The following is a 24,795-nucleotide window of genomic DNA, read 5'->3' on the forward strand; positions in this document are numbered from 1 at the left end:
ATCATTTGTGGGGGCTGGCAGCACTCTGGCAAATTTTGAAGATTTTTTTCAAGCCGTCGTTGTTTGCCGGCAATGTGAACGTAGCGGTCAAGGGTTTGCCCCCCTTTTGAGCGGGCGCCAAGGAAAGCTTGAGGGTCTTCCCGCGTAAGGCGTCGCTGGCCCAGTCGGCGAGCTTATCCTGCGATGCATAGGCATTGAGCGTAAAGATGTGACCCATCTGAAACGCCCCGCCGTAAGCCCAGACGCCATTGACCAGGTGGTCGACCGCCGGGCGGCCTTCTGTGGTGATACGCAACGGCCCATTTGCACTGGCATCCTTGCCTTCAAATGGGGCGATGTCGAAGCGTAGCAATTGCGGGTTGATCTGCAGCGCGAGGCCCGCCGTCGGGTTCTGCGCGTAACAGCTGATCTGCAGGCTGGCGATAGTGCTGTAGTCGCCGTAAGTACTGTTACCAAAGGTACGGGCGGTCAGCCAGGCGCTGTCATCGTAGGGTTTTTCAAGCAGCCACACGGGCTGTCCTGGGGTGATGATGGAGGCCCCAAAAGTAAGTTCGTCATCGCCTTGTGCATGCACACTGAGCGATGGAGTGAGAAGGGCTGCGAGCAACGTAAAGGCGAGGGAGTGCATAGAAGTATTCATTCATATGTAGGACTTTCTGTTAGTAATGAATGCATTCTGCTGCTTGGCGAGCAACCATAATGTAGGACGTTTCCCGGACGGGTTGTCAGTGTGTGCTTTATTTACCTCTCACTACCGACAACTGGCCGTAGCTCGTATCTACTCACACAGGGCAAGCGTATGGCGACTCAGTAGTTTGGCTTCCAGATGATCCAGATGTCGGGTCATCAGGCATGTGGCGCCGTGCGCGTCGCGTTGCTCCACCGCATCGACAATCGCCACATGTTCTTGCCACGCGCAATAAGTGCAGGCATGCGCCTCAAACTGGGCAATGATCAGCGAGGTCAACGGCACCAGGCTGTTGAGGAACTGTGCCAGCGGTCCATTGCCTGCCATCCTGGCCAATAGCAGGTGGAACTCCCCCGACAGGCGAATCGCCGGGCCGCGCTGATCGCGCTCGATGCACTCGCGTTCGCGCACTATCAACTCGCGCAGCTGGCGAACGTGTGCAGGCGTGGCGTGTACACAAGCCAGTTGCACCACGGTTATCTCTGTGAGCCGCCGCGCCTCCAGAATCTGCCGGGTTTGCTGCGCATCCGGCGCGGCGACCTGGGCACGCTGGTTGGGGCGCAGGAGGACCACCTGCTGATGGGACAGTCTGGTCAATACCCGGCGAATCACGCTGCGGCTCACGCCGAAGTTTTCAGCCAGGCTTTCTTCGGTAAAGCGGCTGGTCGGGACAATGCGGTGTTCAAGGATGGCGTCGAACAGCCGCGCGTAAATGTCGTCTGCCGAGGGCTTTTTACCGGCAATCAAGTGCAGTGGCGGCTGGGTCGGGTGGCGGTGCAGGGCGTGGGCGGTCATGGCCTGTCTCCAAAAATCAGCTGCCCGGATGGTCGTCCGGAATGGTCAGGGCGATGCCCATGCGCAGGCCTTCCTGAAGGATATGCCGACGCATTTCGGCACTGGCCAGGGCGCTGTTCTTGTTGCGGATGGCGCGTACCACGGCTTCGTTTTCCCGCAGGCGTTCGGCCAGGTGCTCGGGCGAGTTGCGCAGCACCTGGGCGCTCTGTTTGAGAGCGTTGCGGGTTTGCTGCACCACGTTCTGGAAGATCGGGTTGGCGGTGAGGGCGAACAGCGCTTCATGGAAGCCGATGTAGGCGTGCAGGCCGGCTTCGGCATCACTGGCATCCAGGGCTTCGCGCATGTCCATCAGGGTCAGGCGCAGTTGGCCAACCTCCTGGCTACTGATCGATTGCGCCACCAGGCCGACAATGAACGGCTCGAGGGTGTAGCGCAGTTGCAGGATATCTTCCAGGCTGGCATCGGCCACGGCGTCGTTGGAGTGTGCCTGGCTGACGCTGCTTTCCAGCACCACCACGCCTTTGCCGGGCATGGACCGCACCAGACCGAGGGTTTCCAGCACGATCACCGCTTCGCGCAGGCTGGGCCGGCTGATGCCCATCTGTTCGGCCAGTTCACGCTGACCGGGCAGCATTTCACCGCGCCGCCACTGACCGCGCTTGAGTGCGGCACGCAGTTTTTCCACGACTGAATTGACGACGGTTGAGGTGCTGATCACGTCGATGCCTCCTTAAATTGCAAACACAGTAGTTATCCCAGTAAAAATCCATTGTGGGAGGGGGCTTGCTCCCGATCGCGGTGTTTCAGTCACCGGATGTGCAAGCTGGCCCACCGCTATCGGGAGCAAGCCCCCTCCCACAGTGAGTCTGTGTCGCTTTTCAGAATTCCTGATGCGCCGGCAACACCGGTTTCTTTGTCTGGAAGGCGTAACCCTGCTCGCCGTCCAGTACCTTGTTGGCGCGCTGGATATCAATGTCTTTTTCCCAGCGCGCAATGGCCACGGTGGCGACGCAGTTGCCGATCAGGTTGGTCAGCGCGCGGCCGATGCCCATGAACCAGTCCACCGCGAGCACCAGCACCAAGCCCACCACCGGGATCGCCGGGATGGCGGTGAGGGTCGCCGCCAGAATCACCAGCGCGGAACCGGGTATGCCGTGGGCACCCTTGGAGGTGATCAGCGACACCAGTAGGATGGTCATCAGGTCGGTCATCGACAGCGGCGTGCCGGTGGCGTTGGCGATAAACACAATGGCCAGGGTCAGGTAGATTGAAAACCCGTCGAGGTTGAACGAATAACCGGTGGGAATCACCAGGCCCACGGTGGAACTGCCGATGCCCAGGTGCTCGAGTTTGCGCATCACCTGCGGCAGCACGGCGTCGGAGGAGGCGGTGCCCATCACGATCAGCAGCTCTTCGCGCAGGTACTTGAGCAGCGGCAACATGCGCAGGCCCGACAGGCGCATCACCAGGCCGAGAATCAGCGCGACGAAGGCAAAGCAGGTCAGGTAGAACAGGCCCACCAGGCTGCCCAGGTGTTGCAGCGAATCCAGGCCATAGGTGCTGGTGGTAAACGCGATGGCACCGAACACGCCAATCGGCGCCAGGCGCACGATCATGCCCATGATGCGGAAAATCACATGGCTCAGCTCATTGATCAGTCGCGAGATGCCCGAGGCCGCTTCGCCCACCAGGTTCAGCGCGCTGCCGAACAGTACCGAGAACAACAGCACTTGCAGCACGTTGTTGTCGACAAAGGCGCCGATCACCGAGTTGGGGATCAGGTCCATCAGAAACTGGCTGGTACCCTTAAGGTGCTGGCCCTTGTCTGCCAGTTCATTGAGGCCTGCCGAGGAGAGCTGCTCCAGGTGAATATTGGCGCCCTGGCCGATGCCGGTGCTGAACGCCATGATCAGACCAATCACCAGGGCGACAGTGGTCAGCACTTCAAAGTAGATCACCGACTTGAGACCGATGCGCCCGACTTTCTTCAAGTCGCCGGCGCCGGAAATGCCGCTGACCACCACGCAGAATACGATCAGGCCAATCAGCATCTTGATCAGCTTGATGAAACCGTCACCCAGGGGTTTGAGTTGCGTGGAGAATTCGGGAAGGGCCAGGCCGCAGGCGATGCCGAGCATCAGGCCAATCACGACTTGCAGGAAAATCGAACGCGAGCACCATCTGAGCATGGGAGGAATCCCTATTCGGTGCCCTGGTGGTTCCAGGGCTTAATTGTTGTGGTCATACCGGTAAGTCCAGTGCGCGGCCAGTCTAGGCCGGTTTTTTTTGAAATCACAAGCAAATATTTGGCGGTTGACAGGTCCTGGTCTGACCAGTTGGTCGGCGAGGGCGATGCTTGAGCGGTTGGCGGGGTGGAAAAATTTTCGCTTATCATCCGCGCTCGGCACACGAGGTGATGCATGGATCAGCCAGGACTGACAACTGACGAAACCGGCCGCAGAGGGTGCACCTGGCGTACGGCCGCGCCGGAGTACCTGCGCTACCACGACCATGAATGGGGCGTGCCGGTGGCGGACGATATTCGTCTGTACGAGAAGATCTGTCTGGAGGGGTTTCAGGCGGGGCTGGCGTGGATCACGATCCTGCGCAAGCGCGAGCAGTTCCGGGCGGCGTTCGATGGCTTTGATTTTCGCCGCGTGGCGCAATACGGCGAGGCGGATATCGAGCGGCTGATGCACGACCCCGGCATTGTGCGTAATCGCGCGAAAATCGTGTCGGCCATCAACAATGCCCGCAGGGCCTGCGAGCTGGTGGAGGAGAGCGGCTCGCTGGCGCGCTGGCTATGGGCGTTTGAACCTGGCCCGGACGAACGCCCGGCCGTGGTGGACATGGCCTACTGGACTGCCAACCCGACCTCGCCGGCGTCGGTGCGCCTGTCCAAAGCCCTGAAGAAACGCGGCTGGAGCTATGTGGGGCCGACCACCATGTATGCGTTGATGCAGGCGATGGGGATGGTCAACGACCACCTGGAAGGATGCGCCTGCCGCCAGCAGGTCGAAGCGCTGCGGCGCCAGTTCAAACGGCCTTGAGTCTGCGGCTTGAACGGGATCAAAACTGTGGGAGGGGGCTTGCTCCCGATGGCGGTGTATCAGTGACAGATAGATGCCTGACACTCTGCTATCGGGAGCAAGCCCCCTCCCACAGGAAGTTGTGTGGGTTTCGGGCCAGGGTCAGGAAAGGAAGCCACCGTCCACATTCAGCGAAACACCGGTGGTGTAGCTCGACGCATCGCTGGCCAGGAACAGCACCGCGCCGGCCATCTCGCTCGGGTCGGCCACGCGTTTGAGGGGGATCTGCGCCAGGGCCATTTTCAGGATCGCGTCGTTCTTGACCAGCGCCGAGGCGAACTTGGTGTCAGTGAGGCCCGGCAGCAGGGCGTTGCACCGAATGCCGAACTCGGCGCATTCCTTGGCGAACACCTTGGTCATGTTGATCACCGCAGCCTTGGTCACCGAGTAGATGCCCTGGAACACACCCGGCGAGATGCCATTGATCGACGCCACGTTGATGATGCTGCCGCCGCCGTTATCGCGCATCAACTTGCCGGCTTCCACCGACATGAAGAAGTAACCGCGGATGTTCACGTCGACGGTCTTCTGGAAAGCGCCGAGGTCGGTGTCCAGCACGTTGCAGAACTGCGGATTGGTCGCGGCGTTGTTGACCAGAATATCCAGGCGACCGAACTGCTCGCGGATACCGACGAACACCTGGGTAATCTGCTCCATTTCACCGATGTGGCAGGCCACGGCGGTGGCCTTGCCGCCGTCGGCGATGATCGCGTCGGCCACGTGCTGGCAGCCTTCGAGCTTGCGGCTGGAAACGATCACATGGGCGCCTTGCTGGGCCAGCAACCTGGCGATGGCCTCGCCGATGCCACGGCTGGCACCGGAGACAAAGGCGATCTTGCCGTCGAGGTCGAACAGTTGGGTCTTGGACATGAGGGTTCCTTGTTGTGAACGATCAGAGCGCGGATTTACCGATGACGTTCAGGCTCATCTGCTCCAGCAGCTTGTTCATGTGAATGAACTGCGCAAAGCGTTTGTCCTGGGTCTGGCCATGGAAGAAACGGTAGTAGATCTGCTGCACGATACCGGCCAGGCGGAACAGGCCGTAGGTGTAGTAGAAGTCGAAATTTTCGATCTGGATGCCGGCGCGTTCGGCGTAGTAGTCGACAAACTCGCGTCGCGTGAGCATGCCCGGCGCGTTGCTCGGCTGGCGCCGCATCAGTTGCACCGGCGCAGGGTCAGCGGCTTCGATCCAGTAGGCGAGGGTGTTGCCCAGGTCCATCAGCGGGTCGCCCAGCGTGGTCAGTTCCCAGTCCAGCACGCCGATGATCTGCATGGGGTTGCGCGGGTCGAGGATCACGTTATCGAAGCGGTAGTCGTTGTGCACGATGCTGGAGGTGGGGTGGTCGGCCGGCATCTTGTCATTGAGCCACGCGCGTACGGCTTCCCACTGTGGCGCGTCGGGGGTCAGGGCCTTTTCGTAGCGCTCGCTCCAGCCGCGAATCTGGCGTTGCACGTAACCTTCGGGTTTGCCCAGGTCAGCCAGGCCGCAGGCGCTGTAGTCGACCTGGTGCAGCTCGACGAACTTGTCGATGAAGCTCTTGCACAGCGCCTGGGTTCGGCTGGCGTCCAGGCCCAGTTCGGGCGGCAGGTCGGAACGCAGAATGATGCCGTTGACGCGTTCCATCACATAGAATTCGGCGCCGATCACCGATTCGTCGGTGCAGTGAACGTAGGCTTTGGGGCAGTACGGGAAGCCGTCCTTGAGCTGGTTGAGAATGCGGAACTCGCGGCCCATGTCGTGCGCGGACTTGGCTTTGTGGCCGAAGGGCGGGCGACGCAGGACGAATTCCTGGTCCGGGTACTCCAGCAGGTACGTGAGGTTGGATGCTCCGCCAGGGAATTGGCTGATGGTGACAGCGCCACTCAGGCCCGGGATATGCGCCTTGAGGTAGGGATCGATCAGGCTGGCATCCAGTTCTTCACCTGGGCGAATCGTTGTTGATTGGTCGTTCAGCGCCATGCTTATCCCTTCTGCTTATTCTTGAGGCCTTGGACTATTGGCTAATCTAATGCGCAGCGCCGCCCAGCGACAAGGTCGGGGCGGCTTAATAGGTTAGCGTGTTGGAGGATGATCAGCGTGCCTGATCGGTCATTTAATGGGCGCGGGCAAGGCGACGGGCGTGAGTACCGGGCGCCCGGCAAAATATTCCGTGAGGTTGTCGGCCACGCGCTGCACGGTGTCGTGGGCCGCTTCCGGGGACAGGCCGGCGACATGGGAGGTGAGTACGGTGTTGCCGAGTTTCTTCAGCGCGTCGGGCACCCTGGGTTCGTCATCGAACACATCCAGCGCCGCGCCGCCGATTCGGCGCTGCTCCAGGGCGGCGATCAGGTCGGCGGTGACCACCACGCTGCCACGGCCGATATTGACCAGGTAGCCATTGGGGCCGAGCGCGTCGAGAACGCGGCGGTCGATCAAGTGACGGGTGCTGGCGCCGCCGGGGGTGGCGAGAATCAGGAAGTCCGAGGTGCGCGCCAGTTCCACCGCCGTGGCGCAGTAGGTGTAGTCCACGTCATCGCGGGGCTGACGGTTGTGGTAGCTGATCTGCATGCCGAACCCCATAGACGCACGCCTGGCGATCTCCAGGCTCACCGCGCCGAGCCCGAGAATGCCCAGTTGCTTGCCGCCCAGGGAAGGGCGCATCACCTTGGGCCATTCACTGCGGCGCACAGCGGCGTCGGTCTGCGGGATGCCGCGCACCAGTGACAGCAGCAGCGCCATGGCATGGTCCGCCACCGACGGCGCATTCACCCCGGCGCCGTTGGTCACGACGATCCCGCGATTGCTGGCGGCCTGCAGATCCACGTGTTCATAACCGGCACCGATCACGCAGATGATTTCCAGCACCGGCAACGCGGCGATTTCTTCGGCATACAGACCGAGCGGGCCACGAGTCAGCACAGCCTTGATCTGCGCACCGTGGGCCTTGATCGCCTGGGCGCGTTCAGCCGGCGTCGGCGCAAGGATCACATGAAAGTCATTGCTCTCGATGATGTGCAGGTATTCGTTGATGGTCTCAACCAGGACCAGGACAGTGGTGGTCATCGCAACGCTCTTGCTGAGGGGTTTGAGCGGGTGAGTATGCGGGATTTGTGAGGTGGATCTTTTTGTCGGAGTCGAAAAATTTCTTTTTGCGTAGGGCAGATCTGAATTTATTGACCATTCGTCCAGCGTCGTTTTGTTGAGCCAGTCTTTGTCGTCTTTCTTTCCTGCAGAGACGACACGGATGCTTGTTCCTGCCACACCTGATGATGTCGAATGGACGCCTTATGGATACAAACATTGCCCTTCAACGCTTATTCCCTGGCGGGCGGTAATCGCCAGTACGCTGGTCGGGCCAGCTAAATACCGACCTGGAGTGGCTATTGAAAAGCTTGAAAGAGACGCCTATAAAAATGGTACGCCGACGACCAACGCAAAGCCCTGGAAGGTGATGGAGTACCGGCATTGCATAGGTGCCAGCCATGGCAAACTCAGTCGTTGGGTTCGGGTAGAGCTGAGCGGAGGCGCTATCCATGGTCATCCGATTTCTGAACTGGAATTCAGGAGGTTAACAAATTGATCCGACTAAACTTTACCGATGGCACGATCACCCACAACGATCTCTCGCGATTGCGACATGTCGCTGTGGCAAAGCAAACCGATTTATTGAAGGAGGACATGCTCCAGGTCGAATTTGCTGGAGGGTTTTTACTGGATGTAGGGTGGTACCCGGAGTTTGATGCCGCTGGAGACTTTCGTATAAATGTCATAAAAAATCATGACTGGGATCGTCCCGTCATGGCATTGACCGCCCACGAGACGGCCGACCTGATCGAAAAACTGGACATTGCACAGAGTGCCATCAAGGGCGAACTGCGTAATTCAAACCTGGAAAGTTCAGCGTTGTAATCTCGGGTACTAGTGCGTCGTCGTGGCACCTCGGAGCTCTGAATTCGGCGCTTGCAGCGATTCTGAAGCACTTGCATCGCTCACCGTTCCTCAGCTAAGTCTTTGCTTCTTCAAGAGAATCCCGGACAATCCAGCCCCTTCTACAGTCGGGGCGCTGCCTGTCAGGTTTTTCTGACTCGTCCCGGCCGTGTCAATGCGGAGATCCGACCGGATGAATGATCAGGCCAATAGCGTCGACGAACGCTATGCAACGACACCTGCAACCCTCTCAAGCTGGAGCCGCCAGGACACCACCTGGATGCTGGGCCTGTTCGGCACAGCGATTGGCGCCGGCACTTTGTTTCTGCCGATCAACGCAGGCCTCGGCGGTTTCTGGCCGCTGCTGATTCTGGCGGTGCTGGCGTTCCCGATGACGTTCTTTGCCCACCGTGGCCTGACCCGTTTCGTGCTGTCCGGGCGTGAGGGGGCTGACATCACCGACGTGGTCGAAGAACACTTTGGCATAAAGGCCGGTGCGCTGATCACGCTGCTGTACTTCTTTGCGATTTTCCCGATCCTGCTGATCTACAGCGTTGCGCTGACCAATACGGTCGGCAGCTTCATGGAACATCAACTGCACATCATGCCGCCGCCACGGGCGATCCTGTCGTTCGTGCTGATCCTGGGCCTGCTGGCCGTGGTGCGTTGCGGTGAGCAGGTGATCGTCAAGGCCATGAGCCTGATGGTGTATCCGTTTATCGTCGCGTTGCTGTTCCTCGCGGTGTACCTGGTGCCGCACTGGACCGGTGGCATCCTCAGTACCGCCCATGTGGTGCCGGCACCGTCGGCGTTGCTCAATACCTTGTGGCTGGCGATCCCGGTGATGGTGTTCTCGTTCAACCATTCGCCGATCATCTCGGCCTTTGCGGTGGACCAGAAGCGCCAGTACGGCGCCCATGCCGACGAGCGCAGTTCGCAGATCCTGTGCCGCGCTCATGTGTTGATGGTGGTGATGGTGCTGTTCTTCGTGTTCAGCTGCGTGCTGACCCTGTCGCCGGCGCAACTGGCCGAAGCGAAGGCGCAGAACCTGTCGATCCTGTCGTACCTGGTCAACCACTTCGACAACCCGACCATCGCCTTCGCAGCCCCGCTGATTGCGTTCGTGGCGATTGCCAAGTCGTTCCTGGGCCACTACATCGGCGCCAGCGAAGGCCTCAAGGGCTTGATCGTCAAGACTGGCCGCCGCCCGGCGCCCAAGACCCTGGACCGCATGACTGCTGCTTTCATGCTGGTGGTGTGCTGGATCGTGGCGACGCTTAACCCGAGCATCCTTGGCATGATCGAGACCCTGGGCGGGCCGGTGATCGCCTCGATTCTGTTTTTGATGCCGATGTATGCCATCCGCAAGGTGCCGGCGATGGCCAGGTACCGTGGGCAGGCGTCCAATGTGTTTGTCACGGCAGTGGGTTTGGTGGCGATTACGGCGTTGGTGTATTCCTTTATTGCTTGAGGTTTGACGCAGTCTTCAGGGCTGCTCAACTCTAGAGTGTGGGAGGGGGCTTGCTCCCGATGGCGGTGAATCAGTTACTGAAGAAATTGACTGAACCACTGCCATCGGGAGCAAGCCCCCTCCCACATTTGTTTTGTGGTGGTGCTGATACTGGATTCCAGGCATAAAAAAACGCCGCGTACCTTGCGATACGCGGCGTTTTTACGTCAACACCTTAGGCTTGAATCACCGGGATGTTGGCGCTTGCTGCGATCTTGCGGAACTCGGCGATCTGGTCGAAGTTCAGGTAGCGGTAGACGTCACTGGCCATGGTGTCCAGTTTCGCTGCGTAGCCCATGTACTCTTCGACAGTCGGCAAGCGACCCAGGGTAGACGCGACTGCTGCCAGCTCGGCCGAGGCCAGGTAGACGTTGGCGCCATCGCCCAGACGGTTCGGGAAGTTACGGGTCGACGTGGAAACCACCGTCGAGTTCGGCTCTACCCGTGCCTGGTTACCCATGCACAGCGAGCAGCCCGGCATTTCCATGCGAGCGCCAGCCTTGCCGTAGATGCCGTAGTAGCCTTCTTCGGTCAGTTGGTGAGCGTCCATCTTGGTCGGCGGCGACAGCCACAGACGGGTTGGCAGCTGACCCTTGACCTGCTCCAGCAACTTGCCGGCAGCGCGGAAGTGACCGATGTTGGTCATGCACGAACCGATGAACACTTCGTCGATCTTCTCACCGGCAACGCTGGACAACAGACGGGCATCGTCCGGGTCGTTGGGGGCGCAGAGGATCGGCTCGTTGATTTCCGACAGGTCGATCTCGATGATTTCGGCATATTCGGCGTCGGCATCGGCTTCCATCAGCTCAGGGTTGGCCACCCAGGCTTCCATCGCTTGGGCGCGACGTTCCAGGGTGCGCGGGTCGCCGTAGCCTTCACCGATCATCCAGCGCAGCAGGGTGATGTTGGAGTTCAGGTACTCGGTGACCGACTCTTTGGACAGCTTGATGGTGCAACCGGCAGCGGAACGTTCGGCCGAGGCGTCGGACAGCTCGAACGCCTGCTCCAGCGTCAGGTCGTTCAGGCCTTCGATTTCCAGAATGCGGCCGGAGAAGGCGTTTTTCTTGCCTTTCTTTTCTACGGTCAGCAAGCCGGACTGGATCGCGTAGTAAGGAATGGCATGAACCAGGTCACGCAGGGTGATGCCAGGTTTCATCTTGCCTTTGAAACGCACCAGGATCGATTCCGGCATGTCCAGCGGCATGACGCCAGTGGCTGCGGCGAACGCGACCAGACCGGAACCGGCCGGGAACGAGATGCCCATCGGGAAACGGGTGTGGGAGTCACCGCCGGTGCCGACGGTGTCCGGCAGCAGCATGCGGTTCAGCCAGCTGTGGATGATGCCGTCGCCTGGACGCAGCGATACACCGCCACGGGTCATGATGAAGTCAGGCAGGGTGTGGTGGGTGGTCACGTCGATCGGCTTTGGATAGGCCGCGGTGTGGCAGAAGGACTGCATCACCAGATCGGTCGAGAAGCCCAGGCACGCCAGGTCTTTCAGTTCATCACGGGTCATGGGACCGGTGGTGTCCTGGGAACCTACGGTGGTCATCTTCGGTTCGCAGTAGGTGCCAGGGCGAACGCCTTTGCCTTCCGGCAGACCGCAGGCCTTGCCGACCATCTTCTGCGCCAGGGTGAAGCCTTTGCCGGTGTCGACAGGGGCTTCAGGCAGCTTGAACAGGTCGGTAGGGCCCAGGCCCAGTTCGGCGCGAGCCTTGTCGGTCAGGCCACGGCCGATGATCAGCGGGATACGGCCACCGGCGCGGACTTCGTCCAACAGCACCGGGGTCTTCATTTCGAAGGTGGTGATGACTTCGTCGGTACCGTGCTTGCAGACTTTGCCGGCGTGCGGGTACAGGTCGATCACGTCGCCCATGTTGATGTTGCTGACGTCGAACTCGATCGGCAGAGCACCCGCATCTTCCATGGTGTTGTAGAAGATCGGCGCGATCTTGCTGCCGAAGCAGAAGCCGCCGGCGCGCTTGTTCGGCACGTAGGGCACGTCGTCGCCGAAGAACCACAGCACCGAGTTGGTGGCCGATTTACGCGACGAACCGGTACCGACCACGTCACCGACGTAGGCGATCGGGAAGCCCTGGCCGCGCATCTCTTCGATCTGCTTCATCGGGCCGGTCTTGCCTTGCTCGTCCGGCACGATGCCTTCGCGGGCCATTTTGAGCATGGCCAGGGCGTGCAGCGGGATGTCAGGGCGCGACCAGGCGTCCGGTGCCGGCGACAGGTCGTCGGTGTTGGTTTCGCCGGTCACCTTGAAAACGCGCAGGCTGATCTTGTCGGCCAGGGTAGGGCGGTTGCGGAACCATTCGCCGTCAGCCCAGGACTGCAGCACGCCTTTGGCATGCTCGTTGCCGTTTTTGGCTTTTTCAGCCACGTCGTGGAACGCGTCGAACATCAGCAGGGTGTGCTTGAGCTGGGCGGCCGCGACAGGCGCCAGCGTGGCGTCGTCCAGCAGCTCGACCAACGTCACGATGTTGTAGCCGCCTTGCATGGTGCCAAGCAGTTCAACGGCGCGTTTCCTGTCGATCAGGGGAGAAGTGGCTTCGCCCTTGGCCAGGGCGGAAAGGAAACCGGCCTTGACGTAGGCAGCTTCGTCAACGCCTGGTGGAATGCGGTTGGTGATCAGGTCAACGAGGAATGCTTCTTCGCCGGCAGGAGGATTTTTCAGCAGCTCGACCAGGCCTGCGGTTTGTTCGGCGTTAAGCGGCTGGGGAACAATACCCAGGGCTGCACGCTCTTCGATATGTTTGCGGTAGGCTTCAAGCACAGTTATTACCCTCATCAGTGGTCCCACGGGACGCTCATCCAGAAATGATCGGCACGCGTGCGCTCGGGGGCTTTTTGGGCCGCAAAGCCAGCGCTGCCGGCATCTCTCACAGAAGCTGCTTTCAAAGTTTTACGCCTGCAGAACGAAATTGATGAGGGTTGGCGAGGGCCTGACCTACCGAGTCATTGACCATCGCCAACACCGTTCTGAAGGAACGACTGTGCTCGTGACGCTTTGAAAACAGCTTCCAGCGGATTATTGGCGCCTTACAAGGCCGGGTGATTCTACGGCAAAAAAAATCTAAAGGTAAGTTGCCTGGCCAAGATTGCCGGGTGATCGGGCTTAGACATAGGGCTAACAGGCGACTGTTTCGCCGGTCTGTGTAATGCCCTCTCATCAGATGACGTCAGGATCCGAGATTTCAGGTAACCACATCCCTGTGGCGAGCGGGCTTGCCCTAATGCCGTTCAGTTAAGCGCAGATTCCCTGTGGCGAGCAGGCTTGTCCTGCGTTGGGCTGCGCAGCAGCCCCAAAACCAGGCGCTGAGCCGTATCAGGTACACCGCGTTTTGCAGGATGGGGGGCGCTTCGCACCCCAACGCGGGGCAAGCCCGCTCGCCACAGAAGCTTCAGTTTGGCGGGCGACAGCGCTCGGTCGAAGACTGGGTGCCGCCGCCCACCGTTGCTCTCCATCGTCTCAGGACTTGATGGCCAACGCTTCGAGGTGATCCATCAGCGCCTGCGGCTTCAGCACCAGCACATCGCTCTCCACCGCATCGAGCACCACCTCCGCCGTATTACCAATCAGTGCCCCGGAAATTCCCGTGCGCGCTACGGTGCCGATGATCGTGACCGCCGCCTGCCATTTGTGCGCCGCGAACGGAATCAACACATCGGCCGGGCCTTCCTCGATGTGCAGATGCGCGTCGTCCACATCGAATTGTGCCTGGAACGCCTTGCATTGCTCGCGATAACGCGCTGCGATGGTTTCCCTGAGCTGGAACGTCGGATCGGCCGCCGCCAGCATCGGCGATGGATGGGCGCTGATCACATGCAGTTGCGCCTTGACCAGGCTGGCAATTTCGAAGCCATGGTCGATGATCGAGTCGTGCAGCGCGCGATGTTCGCTGTCGGTATTGCCCACATCGATCGCCGCGAGGATCACGCCACCGCTCCACGGGGTGGCGGTTTTCACCAGCAGCACCGGCGTCGGGCAGTAGCGCAGCAGTTTCCAGTCCGCCGGGGTCAGCAGGGCCTTTTTCAGTGGGCTGTCGGGCATGTGCTGCTTGATCACCAGCCCGCAGCCCTCGGCCTGCTGCACGTCGATGATGGTTTCATGCAGGCTGTCATTCCACGCCTGTTCGGTGGTGACGCTGTAGCCGTCCTCCCGCAGTTCGGCCTTGAGCTGGCTCAGCAGTGCCGAATGCTCGTGCCGCCTGTCGCACACCAGCAAGTGCAGGTGCGCGTCGGTGACGCCGGCGATCAGCCTGCCGCGCTTGAGGGCCAGGCTATCGGCATGTTCGGGCTCGATAACCACCAGGATGCTGCGGATGGCTTGCATGGTTGGCACCTCCAGGAACGTGGACTGCAACAACTATAGTCGCTGCCCGGTATTCGTCATCTTGATGCACATCAGGGTAGGCGGCTGGTGGTCTGCGGCGCGCTCGGTATAATCGGCGCCCTTTTGTGATCCTTTGCCCGTGAGCCCGATGAACCTGCCCGACATCCACGAATTCCTCGGTTGCCGTACCCCCGATGCCTGGGTCCAGGCTGCGCTGGCCGATCAGGACACCCTGCTGATCGACCACAAGAACTGTGAGTTCAAGGCGGCCAGCACCGCCCTTAGCCTGATCGCCAAGTACCACGGCCATGTGGACCTGATCAACATGATGTCGCGCCTGGCCCGCGAAGAACTGGTGCACCACGAACAGGTCATGCGCCTGATCAAGAAGCGCAAGGTCGAGCTGCGCCAGTTGTCCGCTGGCCGCTACGCCTCGGCGTTGCGCAAGGTGGTGCGTAACCACGAGCCGGTCAAGCTGGTGGATACGCTGGTGGTCGGCGCCTTTATCGAAGCGCGCAGTTGCGAGCGTTTCGAAGCCCTGGTGCCGCACCTGGACGAAGAACTCGGCAAGTTCTACTTTGGTTTGCTGAAAAGCGAGGCGCGGCATTTCCAGGGTTATCTGAAACTGGCGTATCAGTACGGCGACGCCGCTGACATCGCTCAGGTCATCGAGCGGGTGAGGGCGGCGGAACAGGAGCTGATCGAATCAGCCGATGTCGAGTTCCGCTTCCACAGCGGCGTGCCCGCCTGAGGCGTCAGCCACGGCGATCAGCGCAGTGATCAAGGGGTCATCGCGTTCAGGATCGAGTGGGCCACTTTTACCCGTTCGGCGTTCGGATAGTTTTTGTTTGCAAGCATCACCACGCCCACACGCTTGCTTGGCACGTAAACCACATACGCACCGAAGCCATTGGTGGAACCGGTCTTGTTCACCAGGGTGTCCCCATGTGGAGCTTGTGCGGGTGTCAGCCAGTCGACCTTGTGCGGCTCCACGGCCATCTGTGTGGAGTTGCCGTCAATCAGGGCGTCCAGTGGGATCGGGTACGGGTACATTTCCCAGCCAAGACCCTGAGTCATGCCATTGACGGTGTAGTAGCCGGTATGCGTGAGCGCAATGGCCTGCCGGACGAGTTTTTCCTGGCCGGCGGGGTTCATGTTGACGTTGACGTAGTGCAGCAGGTCCGCTGCACTGGTCTTGATGCCATAGGCTTCACTGTCCATCGCGCCCGGGCCAACACGTACAGGTTTTCCTTTGCTGTCATAGCCTTGGGCGTACAGGCTCATCTGATTTCCAGGTATTTTCAGAAAGGTATGCGTGAGCCCAAGCCTGGGGAGCAGGGTCTTTTCCATCAATTGATCGAACGACTGCCCCAGGCTTTGCGCTGCCAGATAACCAAACAGGCCCAGGCTTGGGTTGGAATACAGGCGCTGGGTACCAGGGGCGAACGCGGGCTGCCACTGCTGGAAATAGCCGATCATGTGCTGGCTGTTATCCGCCTCCTGGGGAAATTGCAACGGCAGGCCGCCAGCGGTGTAGGTGCCCAGGTTGAGCACGCTGATATGGTCGAACCGGCCGCCCTTGAGTGACGGCAGGTAGTGGCTGGCAGGCTGGTCGAGGGTAAGTTTGCCGGCGGCCACGGCGTAGCCGGCGAGGGTGGCGGTGAAGGTTTTGCTCACCGAACCGACTTCAAACAGGGTGTTTTCGCTGACCTGTTGCCCGCTTTGCTTGTCCGCTACGCCGTAGCTGAAGTACTGCGCTTTGCCGTCCTGCAGCACCCCAACGACCAAGCCGGGGATGGCTTGCTGTTGCATCAGCGGCTTGACGCTGGCGTCCACCACGGCGCGCAGGTCGGTCGCGGCCAGGCAGTGGCCTGTGCCAATAAACAGCGCAAGGGCCGTAACAGAGGGGATGAATCGAGGCATGGGTTGCTTCCATGGCAGATAAAGAGGGTGGGCAAGTTTCGCAAATACCGGCGGTTTACCCCAGCCCTTCGGTAAAACCTTTTACGAAACATAATGAAACATTTGCTGGCCCGCGAAGCTCTATCGCTACACCCGTATCGAGTCCGTCAATGAAAACGCCGCGTCCCTCCGCCCGCATGCCGCACCTGACCCAACTGCGTAACCTCAAGATGGCCCGTTCGGCCCATGCCTACGTACGCGGCAGTACCGTCCAATTCTACGAATGGCTGCACAGCCTGCCCGGTCGACGTTTACCCAGCGGGCCGCCGATCTGGATCTGTGGCGATTGCCACGCGGGCAATCTGGGGCCGACCGGCGACAACAACGGTCGCATTGACATGCATATCCGTGACCTCGACCAGACCGTGATCGGCAACCCCGCCCATGACCTGGTGCGTCTGGCATTATCCCTGGCTACCGCCGCGCGGGGCTCGGACTTGCCCGGGGTGACCACGGCCCGCATGCTCGAAGAAATGATGCTGGGCTACGCGCAGGCCTTCAAGGACAAGCCGGATGAAGTGCCGCCACGGCCGTCCCAGGTCAAGGCCGGGATGCGCAGCGCGGTGGAACGCACCTGGAAGCACCTGGCCCGCGAGCGCATCGATGACGTGCGCCCGACGATCCCCTTGGGCAAGCACTTTTGGGCATTGTCCCGTGCGGAAAAAAGCGCGCTTCAGGCCTTGTGCGGCTCCGATGAGCTGCATCACCTGGTGACCTCGCTCAAGGGGCGGCCCAAGGACGCCAAGGTCGAATTGATGGACTCGGCTTATTGGGTCAAGGGTTGCAGCTCGCTCGGCCTGTTGCGTTACGCGGCGCTGTTGCGCGTTGGCGACAAGGACGATCAGGAATACTGCCTGATCGATATCAAGGAGGCGGTCGGCGCAGCAGCACCGCGTGCAGCCCGCGCAAAAATGCCACGGGACAACGGCCGGCGGGTGGTGGAGGGCGCCCGTCAGCTGTCACCGGGGTTGGGTGAGCGCATGCTGGCGACGCGTTTTCTGGACCATGGTTTTTTCATCCGCGAGCTACTGCCCCAGGACATGAAGCTGGAGCTGGACGAGTTAAGTGAAATCGACGCCATGCACGCCGCCGGTTACCTGGCGCGCGTGGTTGGCATCGCCCATGCCCGGCAAATGGATCGGGCGACGCGCAGGGACTGGATGGCCATGTTGCAGGAAAACCGCTCACGGCAGCTGGACGCACCGTCCTGGTTATGGACCAGTGTGGTGCAACTGGTGGGCAGCCACGAGCAGGGCTACCTCGACCATTGCCGGCGTTATGCGCTGGAACACTGATCAGGCCAGGTATTTATTGAACCAGCCCAGGGTGCGCTCCCACGCCAGGTTCGCCGCCGCTTCGTCGTACCGTGGCGTCGAGTCATTGTGAAAACCGTGGTTGGCGCCCTTGTAGATGAACGCCTCATAGTGCGTACCGGCCGCCTTCAGCGCCTGTTCATAGGCCGGCCAGCCTTCGTTGATCCGCGTGTCCAGCTCGCCGTAATGCAGCATGAGCGGCGCCTTGATGCGCGGCACGTCCCTGGCCTCGGGCTGGCGGCCGTAGAACGACACGGCAGCGCCCAGTTCCGGGTAGGCCACTGCCGCTGCGTTGGTCACACCACCGCCGTAGCAGAAACCGGTGATGCCGACCTTGCCGGTGCTGCTGTCGTGGTGCATCAGCCATTCGATGGCGGCGAAGAAGTCGTTCATCAGCTTGGTCGGATCGACGGTTTGTTGCAGTGCGACGCCTTTTTCATCGTTGCCGGGGTAGCCGCCCACTGAGGTCAGGCCATCGGGCGCCAGGGCGATAAAACCGGCCTTGGCCAGACGTCGGGCGACGTCTTCGATGTAGGGGTTGAGGCCTCGGTTTTCGTGGACCACCACCACTGCCGGCAGCTTGCCTGCAGCTTTTGCAGGGCGTACCAGGTAGCCGCGCACCGTGCCGTTGCCCTTGGGTGAGGGGTAGGTGATGTAGTCGGCCACAATATCCGGGTCGGTGAATTTCACCTGCTCGGCCAACGCATAGTTGGGGCTCAGCGCCGCGAGCAGCGCCGAAGCGGTCAGGCCGCCGAAGGTGAACAGCGCGGCGCGGTCGAGAAATTCGCGACGGTTGAGCTTGCCATGGGCGTATCCGTCGTAGAGTTCCAGCAGTTCGGGGGCAAAGTCTTTGGCGGTGAGGCGAGTCATTGGTGCACTCCTCGATTGGCGATGGCAAACACTATAGACCAAGGCGGGCCGCCGCCTGGATTCGTGTCGATGTGCGCCCAATCAGTACTTGTAAGCCTGACGACCGATCAACAGCCACTTGCCTTTCTGCTTCTGCCAGACCTGGAAGTTGTCGATATCGGTCGGCACATCGACACCGCTGTTCACCGCCAGGGCGTGAAAGTGATTGCGCACCAGGGCGGTGTCACCGTTCAGGGTGATGGTCTGGTTCTGCATTTCGAGAGTCTTGAACGCGCTGACATGGTTTTCCAGGTCGGCGATAAATTGCGCCTTGGTCTGCACCTTGCCGCTGGAGTGGCCGTAGGTGAGGTTATCGGAGGTCAGCGCGTTGAGCTGCTTGAGGTCCAGGTGCAGCATGGCCTGGGTCAATTGATCGACGGCCTGGGCAACCTCTTTTTCGGCAGGGGCAGGCGCGGCGGCGACGTATCCGGCGAACAGGCACAGAAAGCCGATCAGCACTTTGAATTTTTGCATGGGGGTTCCTTATTGTTGTGGGGGGCGCACTCACCAAGTGAGTTGTCGTACAACCATGCAATAGATTCGAAAGGGAAGGAAAGTGAATTTTTGAAATATCTTGAAAGGACTATGCTGATGCCCAATCACCCGATGCCTGCGAGAGCCTGAATGGAATTTAACTGGCACAGCGACCGACTTACCCGCGCCACGCCTGTCACCTCAGGCTACAAGAACACTCAGAATGTACGCCGGTTCATGCTTGAGCAGTGTGGTGCGGCGTTCAAGTTTGATCGGCCGTTCATGGCCTGGATCCGCAACGGCACACCCAAGACACTGGGTGATGCGGTGGACGAGTGGCAACGCCGGCAAACCAACGCTTAACCCCTGGCAAACAGGGCATTGTGGCGAGCAGGCTTGCCCCGCGTTGGGCTGCGGAGCAGCCCCAGTAAAGACGAATGCGCTGTATCAGGCACTCCCCTGGGGCTGGTTTTGGGGCTGCTGCGCAGCCCAACGCGGGGCAAGCCCGCTCGCCACGGGGGCGTTTCGCGATCTCGAATTTGTATTCAGCCTGTCATTCAGTCGCCAGCGGCGGAGTACGCGGCGGCACCAGGCGCTTGCTGCCGGTGGCTTCATACGCCGCAGCAAAGCGCAGCAGCTAAATCCTGGCAAACAGGGCGTTGTGGCGAGCGGGCTTGCCCCGCGTTGGGCTGCGAAGCAGCCCCAGTAAAAACGAATGCGCTGTATCAGGCACTCCCTGGGCCTGGTTTTGGGGCTGCTGCGCAGCCCAACGCGGGGCAAGCCCGCTCGCCACGGGGGCGTTTCGCGATCTCGAATTTGTATTCAGCCTGTCATTCAGTCGCCAGCGGCGGAGTACGCGGCGGCACCAGGCGCTTGCTGCCGGTGGCTTCATACGCCGCAGCAAAGCGCAGCAGCTAAATCCTGGCAAACAGGGCGTTGTGGCGAGCGGGCTTGCCCCGCGTTGGGCTGCGAAGCAGCCCCAGTAAAGACGAATGCGCTGTATCAGGCACTCCCCTGGGGCTGGTTTTGGGGCTGCTGCGCAGCCCAACGCGGGGCAAGCCCGCTCGCCACGGGGGCGTTTCGCGATCCTTGAATTTGCATTCAGCCTGTCATTCAGTCGCCAACGGCGGAGTACGCGGCGGCACCAGGCGCTTGCTGCCGGTGGCTTCATACGCCGCAGCAAAGCGCAGCAGCGCCGAGTCGTCGTAGGCGCGGCCGGCAAAGGTCAGGCCGACCGGCATGCCGATGTCCGCCATCACGCCCATCGGCACGGTGACGGTGGGCACACCGAGGTGGCGGATGGCGAGGTTGCCGTTAGCCACCCACACGCCGTTGCTCCAGGCGATATCGGCGGAGGCTTCGTTCACGTCGGCATCCGCCGGGCCCACGTCGGCCACGGTGGGGAACAGCACGGCGTCGAGTCCGCGTGCGTCCATCCAGTCTTCCAGGTCTACCCGGCGCGTGTGTTCCAGACCGCGCAGGCCATCGGGCAAGGTCGCGATTTCGTTCCAGGGTGTGATGCCGCGCTGGGCCATGCGCACGTATTCGTCCATACCGGCGGCCAGGTCGTCTTCGCGGTTGGGCAGGGTGCCGGGGTCGTGGGGGAAAATCTGCGGGCCGTCCACATCGGCCAGCCGGTTGAGCGCCGGATCGCCGTTGGCGCGCAGGAAATCATCGAAGGCCCAGGCCGACAGTTCCCACAACTCATCGTGCAGGAATGCCTCGGATACCAGGCCACGGGTAAACACGGTGGGCGCGCCGGGGCGGTCGCCTTCGCAGTTGGACACCAGCGGGAAATCCACTTCGATCACTTCGGCTCCTGCCGCTTCCAGCGCCTGGCGTGCGGCGTGCCACAGGTCGATCACCGACGCGCGGGTGTTGATCTTCTGCCCGGTCGGGCCGCCGATGCCGGGCTTTTCGCTGGTGCCGGCCTCCGGGTCGGCATTGATGTACATGCGCGGCACGCCAAAGCGTTTGCCGGCGAGGGCGGCGCTGCCGGTAGCGAGTGCCGCGTAGGACGCCGGGCGCACCGAGCTGACGCTTGGGATCGGCACCCACGGTTGCAGACGCCAAAGGTCGCCACGGGTGTCGGGGTCTTCGGCCACCACCACGTCGAGCACTTCCAGCAGGTCAGCCATGGTGCGCGCGAACGGCACCACCACGTCCATGGTGGGGGTCAGCGGCCAGTTGCCGCGCACCGAAATTACCCCGCGCGAGGGCGTGTAGGCGCACAGGCCATTGTTCGACGCCGGGCCACGCCCGCTTGACCAGGTTTCCTCGGCCAGCCCGAACGCAGCAAAGCTCGCCGCCGTGGCCGTACCGGCACCGTTGGACGAGCCGGACGCAAAAGGCGCCGTCAGGTAATCGGCGTTGTACGGGCTCTCGGCACGGCCATACACGCCGCGCTGCATACCGCCATTGGCCATCGGCGGCATGTTGGTCTTGCCCAGGCAGATGGCGCCACCGCCACGCAGCCGTTCAATGGTAAAGGCATCACGCTGGGCGACCAGCCTGGCGAACGCCGGGCTGCCGGATGCAGCGGTCAGGCCCTTGACCAGATAACTGTCCTTGGCGGTGTAGGGAATGCCATCCAGTGGCCCGAGTGTTTCACCCTTGGCCCGGCGCGCATCGGACGCCTTGGCTTCGTTGAGCGCATCAGGGTTGCGTACCACCACGGCGTTCAACGCGGTGGCGGTGTGCGGGGCGTCATAGGCATCGATCCGCGCCAGATACGCCTTGACCAGTTCAACGGCGGTGGTCTGGCCGGACTCAAGCGCAGCGCGCAATTGGGCAATCGAGACTTCGGTAACTTGCATCAGATTTTTTTCGCCGCCTTCAAGTGGGGGGTATGGCGGCAGTCTACGTACAGATATTTCACAGTGCCAGCTTGCTGCTAAGGTGAGCGCTTTGATGATTCACGCTCCAAGGAGGACAAGATGCCAAGACCCTATATCGCCCTGATCGCTCTGGTCGGGTTTTCGTTGTACACCGTGGCGACGATGTTAACCGCCGAGCAATCACTGCTGGCCTTCGGACGCGAGTTGATGTCGCGCCCGGACACCGCCCAGGTGGTGATCGACCTGTACCTGATGGCAGCGCTGGCCTGTGTGTGGATGTACCGCGATGCCAGGGGGCGAGGGCACTCGGTTGTCTCACTGCTGCCGTACTTTTTGCTGACGGCGGTGTTCGTGTCGGTGGGGCCGTTGCTCTACATCGTCGTAAATGGATTTTCACGACGCTAGCGCAGGCCTCCTGCGCCGGTGCGGTCCACTAGTTGCAGGCTGTCACGCCCGCCGCGCTTGGTTTCGTAAAGCGCGGTGTCGCCCAGCTCGATCACCGCCGCCAGCGAGGCAGGTGGCTGGTCGAACAGGTTGGCGCCGATGCTCAAGGTGACCGGCGCGGGCGTAGTGAAGGCTTGCGCGGCCCGTTGCTGGAATTGCTCGCGCAGGTGACTGCCCAGTTCGATGATCTGCTGCGTGGAGGTGTTGCTCAGCAGGATCACGAACTCATCGCCGCCCAGGCGGGCCGACAGCGCGCCCTGGGGCGTCGCGCTGCGGATCAGTTCGCTCAGGCCGATCAGCAGGCGGTCGCCGGCGGTATGGCCGTAGAGGTCGTTGACCAGCTTGAAGTTGTCGATGTCGATCAGCAGCAGCGCCCCGGGTTGCGTGGACGACACCTTGGCCAGCAGGCGCGGTGCCCGCAGTTCCAGGGCGCGGCGGTTGTAGAGGGCAGTCAGCGGGTCGCGGGCGGCGAGCCGGGCGATCTGCTGTTCGCGGCGATGGCGCTCGGAGCCGGTCATCGACAGCGCAATCAGCATGATCGCCATGGCGCCTTCCACCAGGGAGATCTGGATGATCTCGCCCTTGAACGAGGCCAGGTCGATCAGCGCGCCCGGTATCAACACCGACAGCGCCTTGACCACATAAAAGCCGCCGTGAAACCGCAGTACGTAGCGCAGCTGTACCGCGCCGATGCTCAGCGAGCTGCCGTGGGGCCGCAGCAGGTAGCTCGCCCGCAGCGTCGGCAACGCCACCAGCAGCGACTGTACGCCCAGCATGGCCTTGGACCACGGCAGGTCGGCCGGCAGCGCCAGCATGCCGAACCACACCACAAGCATCAGTAACCAGGCCCGCGAAAGCTTTACCTGGGTAAACCGTGCAACGCCGAGCAGAAACAGCACGTGCGCGCTCACCAGCATGCCATTGACCAGCCAGATGCCGATCATTAAAAAGCCGTTGATGCGCAGCAAGGCCAGGGTGGAACCGACGCCGATGGTGGCGAAACCGCAGGCCCAGAACAACAGCGAGGGTTCGCGCACGCTGTGCCATTCAATCGCAAGGTAAAGGGCGGCAGCGGCTGCCAGGGCAATGGTCAGTGCCAGAATCGTAGGAGGGTCGAGCGTCATGTTGGTGCCGGAGTTGCCTGGGTGTGCGTTTAAAAACGCGATTGTAAGCGCACACGCAGGTTTTTCGGAGCTTTCAGGGTGATGGCGCAGTGATATCAGATGGCCGGTTCATCAAACGCCCTTGGTCGACGGCAACAGGATCGTCAGGATGCCCACCAACGGCAGGAACGAGCAGATCTTGTACACGTACTCGATACCGTGATTGTCCGCGAGCAAGCCCAGCAGCGCCGCGCCGATACCGCTGAAACCGAACATCAGGCCGAAGAACACCCCGGCGATCATCCCCACGTTGCCCGGCACCAGCTCCTGGGCGAACACCACAATGGCCGAGAAGGCCGAGGCGAGCACGAAACCGATCACCACGCTGAGCACGGCAGTCCAGAACAGGTCGACGTAGGGCAGGGCGAGGGTGAACGGCGCCGCGCCGAGGATCGAGAACCAGATGACTTTCTTGCGGCCGATCCGGTCGCCAATCGGGCCGCCCGCGAAGGTGCCCACGGCCACGGCGCCGAGGAACAGAAACAGGTACATCTGCGAGCTGGACACGGACAGCTGGAATTTTTCGATGAGGTGAAAGGTGAAGTAGCTGGTCAGGCTGGTCATGTAAAAGTATTTGGAAAACACCAGCACCGCCAGCACCACCAGGGCAAAGGTCACGCGGCCTTTGGACAGGCCATGGGTGGCCTTGCCGCCCTGCTTGAGTTTGAACAGGTTGAGGTGGTTGCGGTACCAGCGGCTCAGGCCGTACAGCACCAGAATGGCGAACACGGCAAACAGGCCGAACCAGGCGATATGGGTCTGGCCGTAGGGAATGATGATTGCAGCCGCCAGCAACGGGCCGAAGGCGCTGCCAGTGTTGCCGCCCACCTGGAAGGTCGATTGCGCCAGGCCGTAGCGCCCGCCCGATGCCAGGCGCGCGACGCGGGACGTTTCCGGGTGGAAGGTCGACGAGCCCACGCCCACCAGCGCCGCCGCCATCAGGATGGCGGGGAAGCTGCCGACAAACGCCAGCATCAGGATACCGACCAGGGTACACACCATGCCGGCCGGCAGCAGCCAGGGCTTGGGGTGACGGTCGGTGTGGTAGCCGATCCAGGGTTGCAGCAGCGAGGCGGTGAGCTGGAACGTGAGGGTGATCAGGCCGACCTGGGTGAAGCTCAGCCCGTAGTTGGCCTTGAGCATCGGGTAGATCGACGGCAGCACGGCCTGGATCAGGTCGTTGATCAGGTGGGCGAGGGCACAGGCGCCCAAAACACGCATGACCAATGGGCTTATCTGGGGCGCAGGGGCGGCAGCGGAAGGTGTGGCAGTAACGGTCGACATGCAGGCATTCCATACAAGGCAGCTAACAGGGGCTGACAGTACTTCAGCTGGCAGCTCATTTCTAATTGTTTCGAG

General features: G+C 61.4%; 23 protein-coding genes and 1 pseudogene. 8 read left to right on the forward strand and 16 right to left on the reverse strand.

The window, feature by feature from the left end; all coding sequences use genetic code 11:
* Window position 1: 1 nt before the first annotated feature.
* The 4 genes from VRB54_RS11065 to VRB54_RS11080 all read right to left on the reverse strand — a co-directional run bounded on the left by VRB54_RS11065 (window position 2) and on the right by VRB54_RS11080 (window position 3,687).
* The gene (locus VRB54_RS11065) at window positions 2–628 is read right to left on the reverse strand and encodes a hypothetical protein (protein WP_338480866.1); all 627 of its coding nucleotides are present in this window, start codon (window positions 626–628) and stop codon (window positions 2–4) included.
* 150 nt (window positions 629–778) lie between these two features.
* The gene (locus VRB54_RS11070) at window positions 779–1,483 is read right to left on the reverse strand and encodes a GntR family transcriptional regulator (RefSeq protein ID WP_338480867.1); all 705 of its coding nucleotides are present in this window, start codon (window positions 1,481–1,483) and stop codon (window positions 779–781) included.
* Window positions 1,484–1,499: 16 nt separating this feature from the next.
* Window positions 1,500–2,201 carry a FadR/GntR family transcriptional regulator gene (locus VRB54_RS11075; protein ID WP_338480868.1) on the reverse strand — a complete coding sequence of 234 codons (702 nt, stop codon included), beginning with the start codon at window positions 2,199–2,201 and terminating at the stop codon, window positions 1,500–1,502.
* A gap of 160 nt (window positions 2,202–2,361) precedes the next feature.
* On the reverse strand, window positions 2,362–3,687 hold the full coding sequence (locus VRB54_RS11080) for a C4-dicarboxylate transporter DctA (protein ID WP_338481091.1): 1,326 nt from the start codon (window positions 3,685–3,687) through the stop codon (window positions 2,362–2,364).
* 216 nt (window positions 3,688–3,903) lie between these two features.
* On the opposite strand from VRB54_RS11080, the gene VRB54_RS11085 reads away from it, so the two are divergent.
* Complete coding sequence (locus VRB54_RS11085) at window positions 3,904–4,533, forward strand: DNA-3-methyladenine glycosylase I (RefSeq protein WP_338480869.1); 630 nt, start codon at window positions 3,904–3,906, stop codon at window positions 4,531–4,533.
* A 141-nt stretch (window positions 4,534–4,674) separates the two neighbouring features.
* Here the strand turns inward: VRB54_RS11085 and VRB54_RS11090 are convergent, their stop codons facing one another.
* From VRB54_RS11090 to VRB54_RS11100, 3 genes are all read right to left on the reverse strand, one after another.
* Window positions 4,675–5,442, reverse strand: a complete 768-nt coding sequence (locus tag VRB54_RS11090; RefSeq protein ID WP_338480870.1) for an SDR family oxidoreductase — start codon at window positions 5,440–5,442, stop codon at window positions 4,675–4,677.
* A 22-nt stretch (window positions 5,443–5,464) separates the two neighbouring features.
* A complete protein-coding gene (locus tag VRB54_RS11095) occupies window positions 5,465–6,532 on the reverse strand; it encodes a phosphotransferase family protein (RefSeq protein ID WP_338480871.1) in 1,068 nt (355 codons plus the stop codon).
* A 129-nt stretch (window positions 6,533–6,661) separates the two neighbouring features.
* Complete coding sequence (locus VRB54_RS11100; RefSeq protein WP_338480872.1) at window positions 6,662–7,615, reverse strand: 2-hydroxyacid dehydrogenase; 954 nt, start codon at window positions 7,613–7,615, stop codon at window positions 6,662–6,664.
* Between the two features lie 181 nt (window positions 7,616–7,796).
* Between VRB54_RS11100 and VRB54_RS11105 the strand changes: the two genes are divergently transcribed.
* The 3 genes from VRB54_RS11105 to VRB54_RS11115 all read left to right on the forward strand — a co-directional run bounded on the left by VRB54_RS11105 (window position 7,797) and on the right by VRB54_RS11115 (window position 9,950).
* Entirely contained in the window at window positions 7,797–8,132 is a 336-nt protein-coding gene (locus tag VRB54_RS11105; RefSeq protein ID WP_338480873.1) for a hypothetical protein, read from the forward strand.
* On the forward strand, window positions 8,129–8,461 hold the full coding sequence (locus VRB54_RS11110; RefSeq protein WP_338480874.1) for a hypothetical protein: 333 nt from the start codon (window positions 8,129–8,131) through the stop codon (window positions 8,459–8,461). The genes VRB54_RS11105 and VRB54_RS11110 overlap by 4 nt, the downstream gene beginning before the upstream one ends.
* A gap of 211 nt (window positions 8,462–8,672) precedes the next feature.
* The gene (locus tag VRB54_RS11115; RefSeq protein WP_338480876.1) at window positions 8,673–9,950 is read left to right on the forward strand and encodes a serine/threonine transporter; all 1,278 of its coding nucleotides are present in this window, start codon (window positions 8,673–8,675) and stop codon (window positions 9,948–9,950) included.
* A gap of 214 nt (window positions 9,951–10,164) precedes the next feature.
* Here VRB54_RS11115 and acnB read toward each other — a convergent pair whose 3' ends face one another.
* Window positions 10,165–12,774 (reverse strand): bifunctional aconitate hydratase 2/2-methylisocitrate dehydratase, encoded by a 2,610-nt coding sequence (gene acnB, locus VRB54_RS11120; RefSeq protein ID WP_338481092.1) that lies wholly within the window; start codon window positions 12,772–12,774, stop codon window positions 10,165–10,167.
* A 696-nt stretch (window positions 12,775–13,470) separates the two neighbouring features.
* A complete protein-coding gene (locus tag VRB54_RS11125) occupies window positions 13,471–14,334 on the reverse strand; it encodes a universal stress protein (protein ID WP_338480877.1) in 864 nt (287 codons plus the stop codon).
* A 148-nt stretch (window positions 14,335–14,482) separates the two neighbouring features.
* Here VRB54_RS11125 and VRB54_RS11130 point away from each other — a divergent pair, with 148 nt between their 5' ends.
* Window positions 14,483–15,085, forward strand: coding sequence for a tRNA-(ms[2]io[6]A)-hydroxylase (locus VRB54_RS11130; RefSeq protein WP_338480878.1), 603 nt, complete (start codon window positions 14,483–14,485; stop codon window positions 15,083–15,085).
* Between the two features lie 29 nt (window positions 15,086–15,114).
* Here the strand turns inward: VRB54_RS11130 and ampC are convergent, their stop codons facing one another.
* Window positions 15,115–16,257 carry a class C beta-lactamase gene (ampC, locus tag VRB54_RS11135; protein ID WP_338480880.1) on the reverse strand — a complete coding sequence of 381 codons (1,143 nt, stop codon included), beginning with the start codon at window positions 16,255–16,257 and terminating at the stop codon, window positions 15,115–15,117.
* A gap of 149 nt (window positions 16,258–16,406) precedes the next feature.
* Here ampC and VRB54_RS11140 point away from each other — a divergent pair, with 149 nt between their 5' ends.
* Window positions 16,407–17,591, forward strand: coding sequence for a DUF2252 family protein (locus VRB54_RS11140; protein WP_057009270.1), 1,185 nt, complete (start codon window positions 16,407–16,409; stop codon window positions 17,589–17,591).
* Here VRB54_RS11140 and yghX read toward each other — a convergent pair whose 3' ends face one another.
* Together yghX and VRB54_RS11150 are read right to left on the reverse strand one after the other, a co-directional pair.
* Window positions 17,592–18,479 (reverse strand): YghX family hydrolase, encoded by an 888-nt coding sequence (gene yghX, locus VRB54_RS11145; protein ID WP_231421154.1) that lies wholly within the window; start codon window positions 18,477–18,479, stop codon window positions 17,592–17,594.
* An 81-nt stretch (window positions 18,480–18,560) separates the two neighbouring features.
* Window positions 18,561–18,992, reverse strand: coding sequence for a nuclear transport factor 2 family protein (locus VRB54_RS11150; protein WP_322213489.1), 432 nt, complete (start codon window positions 18,990–18,992; stop codon window positions 18,561–18,563).
* 150 nt (window positions 18,993–19,142) lie between these two features.
* Here VRB54_RS11150 and VRB54_RS11155 point away from each other — a divergent pair, with 150 nt between their 5' ends.
* Window positions 19,143–19,355 carry a DUF6434 domain-containing protein gene (locus VRB54_RS11155; RefSeq protein WP_338480882.1) on the forward strand — a complete coding sequence of 71 codons (213 nt, stop codon included), beginning with the start codon at window positions 19,143–19,145 and terminating at the stop codon, window positions 19,353–19,355.
* Between the two features lie 467 nt (window positions 19,356–19,822).
* Here VRB54_RS11155 and VRB54_RS24550 read toward each other — a convergent pair.
* Both VRB54_RS24550 and VRB54_RS11160 read right to left on the reverse strand, forming a co-directional pair.
* Window positions 19,823–19,906 (reverse strand): annotated as a pseudogene (locus tag VRB54_RS24550) (hypothetical protein); the annotation flags it as partial.
* Between the two features lie 195 nt (window positions 19,907–20,101).
* Entirely contained in the window at window positions 20,102–21,811 is a 1,710-nt protein-coding gene (locus VRB54_RS11160) for an amidase (RefSeq protein ID WP_338481093.1), read from the reverse strand.
* A gap of 117 nt (window positions 21,812–21,928) precedes the next feature.
* Here VRB54_RS11160 and VRB54_RS11165 point away from each other — a divergent pair, with 117 nt between their 5' ends.
* Window positions 21,929–22,234 carry a DUF2834 domain-containing protein gene (locus VRB54_RS11165; protein ID WP_338480884.1) on the forward strand — a complete coding sequence of 102 codons (306 nt, stop codon included), beginning with the start codon at window positions 21,929–21,931 and terminating at the stop codon, window positions 22,232–22,234.
* Here the strand turns inward: VRB54_RS11165 and VRB54_RS11170 are convergent.
* Window positions 22,231–23,397, reverse strand: coding sequence for a GGDEF domain-containing protein (locus VRB54_RS11170; protein ID WP_338480886.1), 1,167 nt, complete (start codon window positions 23,395–23,397; stop codon window positions 22,231–22,233). The genes VRB54_RS11165 and VRB54_RS11170 overlap by 4 nt on opposite strands.
* 111 nt (window positions 23,398–23,508) lie before the next feature.
* Window positions 23,509–24,720, reverse strand: a complete 1,212-nt coding sequence (locus VRB54_RS11175; protein ID WP_338480887.1) for an MFS transporter — start codon at window positions 24,718–24,720, stop codon at window positions 23,509–23,511.
* Window positions 24,721–24,795 lie beyond the last annotated feature (75 nt).

Source organism: Pseudomonas trivialis (assembly GCF_036864995.1).
Lineage (GTDB): Bacteria > Pseudomonadota > Gammaproteobacteria > Pseudomonadales > Pseudomonadaceae > Aquipseudomonas > Aquipseudomonas trivialis.

Coding starts and splice junctions, on each gene's coding strand:
- VRB54_RS11065 (WP_338480866.1), bottom strand. CDS start 628: ATGCACTCCCTCGCCTTTACGTTGCTCGCAGCCCTTCTCACTCCATCG.
- VRB54_RS11070 (WP_338480867.1), bottom strand. CDS start 1,483: ATGACCGCCCACGCCCTGCACCGCCACCCGACCCAGCCGCCACTGCAC.
- VRB54_RS11085 (WP_338480869.1), top strand. CDS start 3,904: ATGGATCAGCCAGGACTGACAACTGACGAAACCGGCCGCAGAGGGTGC.
- VRB54_RS11090 (WP_338480870.1), bottom strand. CDS start 5,442: ATGTCCAAGACCCAACTGTTCGACCTCGACGGCAAGATCGCCTTTGTC.
- VRB54_RS11095 (WP_338480871.1), bottom strand. CDS start 6,532: ATGGCGCTGAACGACCAATCAACAACGATTCGCCCAGGTGAAGAACTG.
- VRB54_RS11100 (WP_338480872.1), bottom strand. CDS start 7,615: ATGACCACCACTGTCCTGGTCCTGGTTGAGACCATCAACGAATACCTG.
- VRB54_RS11105 (WP_338480873.1), top strand. CDS start 7,797: ATGCTTGTTCCTGCCACACCTGATGATGTCGAATGGACGCCTTATGGA.
- VRB54_RS11115 (WP_338480876.1), top strand. CDS start 8,673: ATGAATGATCAGGCCAATAGCGTCGACGAACGCTATGCAACGACACCT.
- VRB54_RS11125 (WP_338480877.1), bottom strand. CDS start 14,334: ATGCAAGCCATCCGCAGCATCCTGGTGGTTATCGAGCCCGAACATGCC.
- VRB54_RS11130 (WP_338480878.1), top strand. CDS start 14,483: ATGAACCTGCCCGACATCCACGAATTCCTCGGTTGCCGTACCCCCGAT.
- ampC (WP_338480880.1), bottom strand. CDS start 16,257: ATGCCTCGATTCATCCCCTCTGTTACGGCCCTTGCGCTGTTTATTGGC.
- VRB54_RS11140 (WP_057009270.1), top strand. CDS start 16,407: ATGAAAACGCCGCGTCCCTCCGCCCGCATGCCGCACCTGACCCAACTG.
- yghX (WP_231421154.1), bottom strand. CDS start 18,479: ATGACTCGCCTCACCGCCAAAGACTTTGCCCCCGAACTGCTGGAACTC.
- VRB54_RS11150 (WP_322213489.1), bottom strand. CDS start 18,992: ATGCAAAAATTCAAAGTGCTGATCGGCTTTCTGTGCCTGTTCGCCGGA.
- VRB54_RS11155 (WP_338480882.1), top strand. CDS start 19,143: ATGGAATTTAACTGGCACAGCGACCGACTTACCCGCGCCACGCCTGTC.
- VRB54_RS11165 (WP_338480884.1), top strand. CDS start 21,929: ATGCCAAGACCCTATATCGCCCTGATCGCTCTGGTCGGGTTTTCGTTG.
- VRB54_RS11170 (WP_338480886.1), bottom strand. CDS start 23,397: ATGACGCTCGACCCTCCTACGATTCTGGCACTGACCATTGCCCTGGCA.
- VRB54_RS11175 (WP_338480887.1), bottom strand. CDS start 24,720: ATGTCGACCGTTACTGCCACACCTTCCGCTGCCGCCCCTGCGCCCCAG.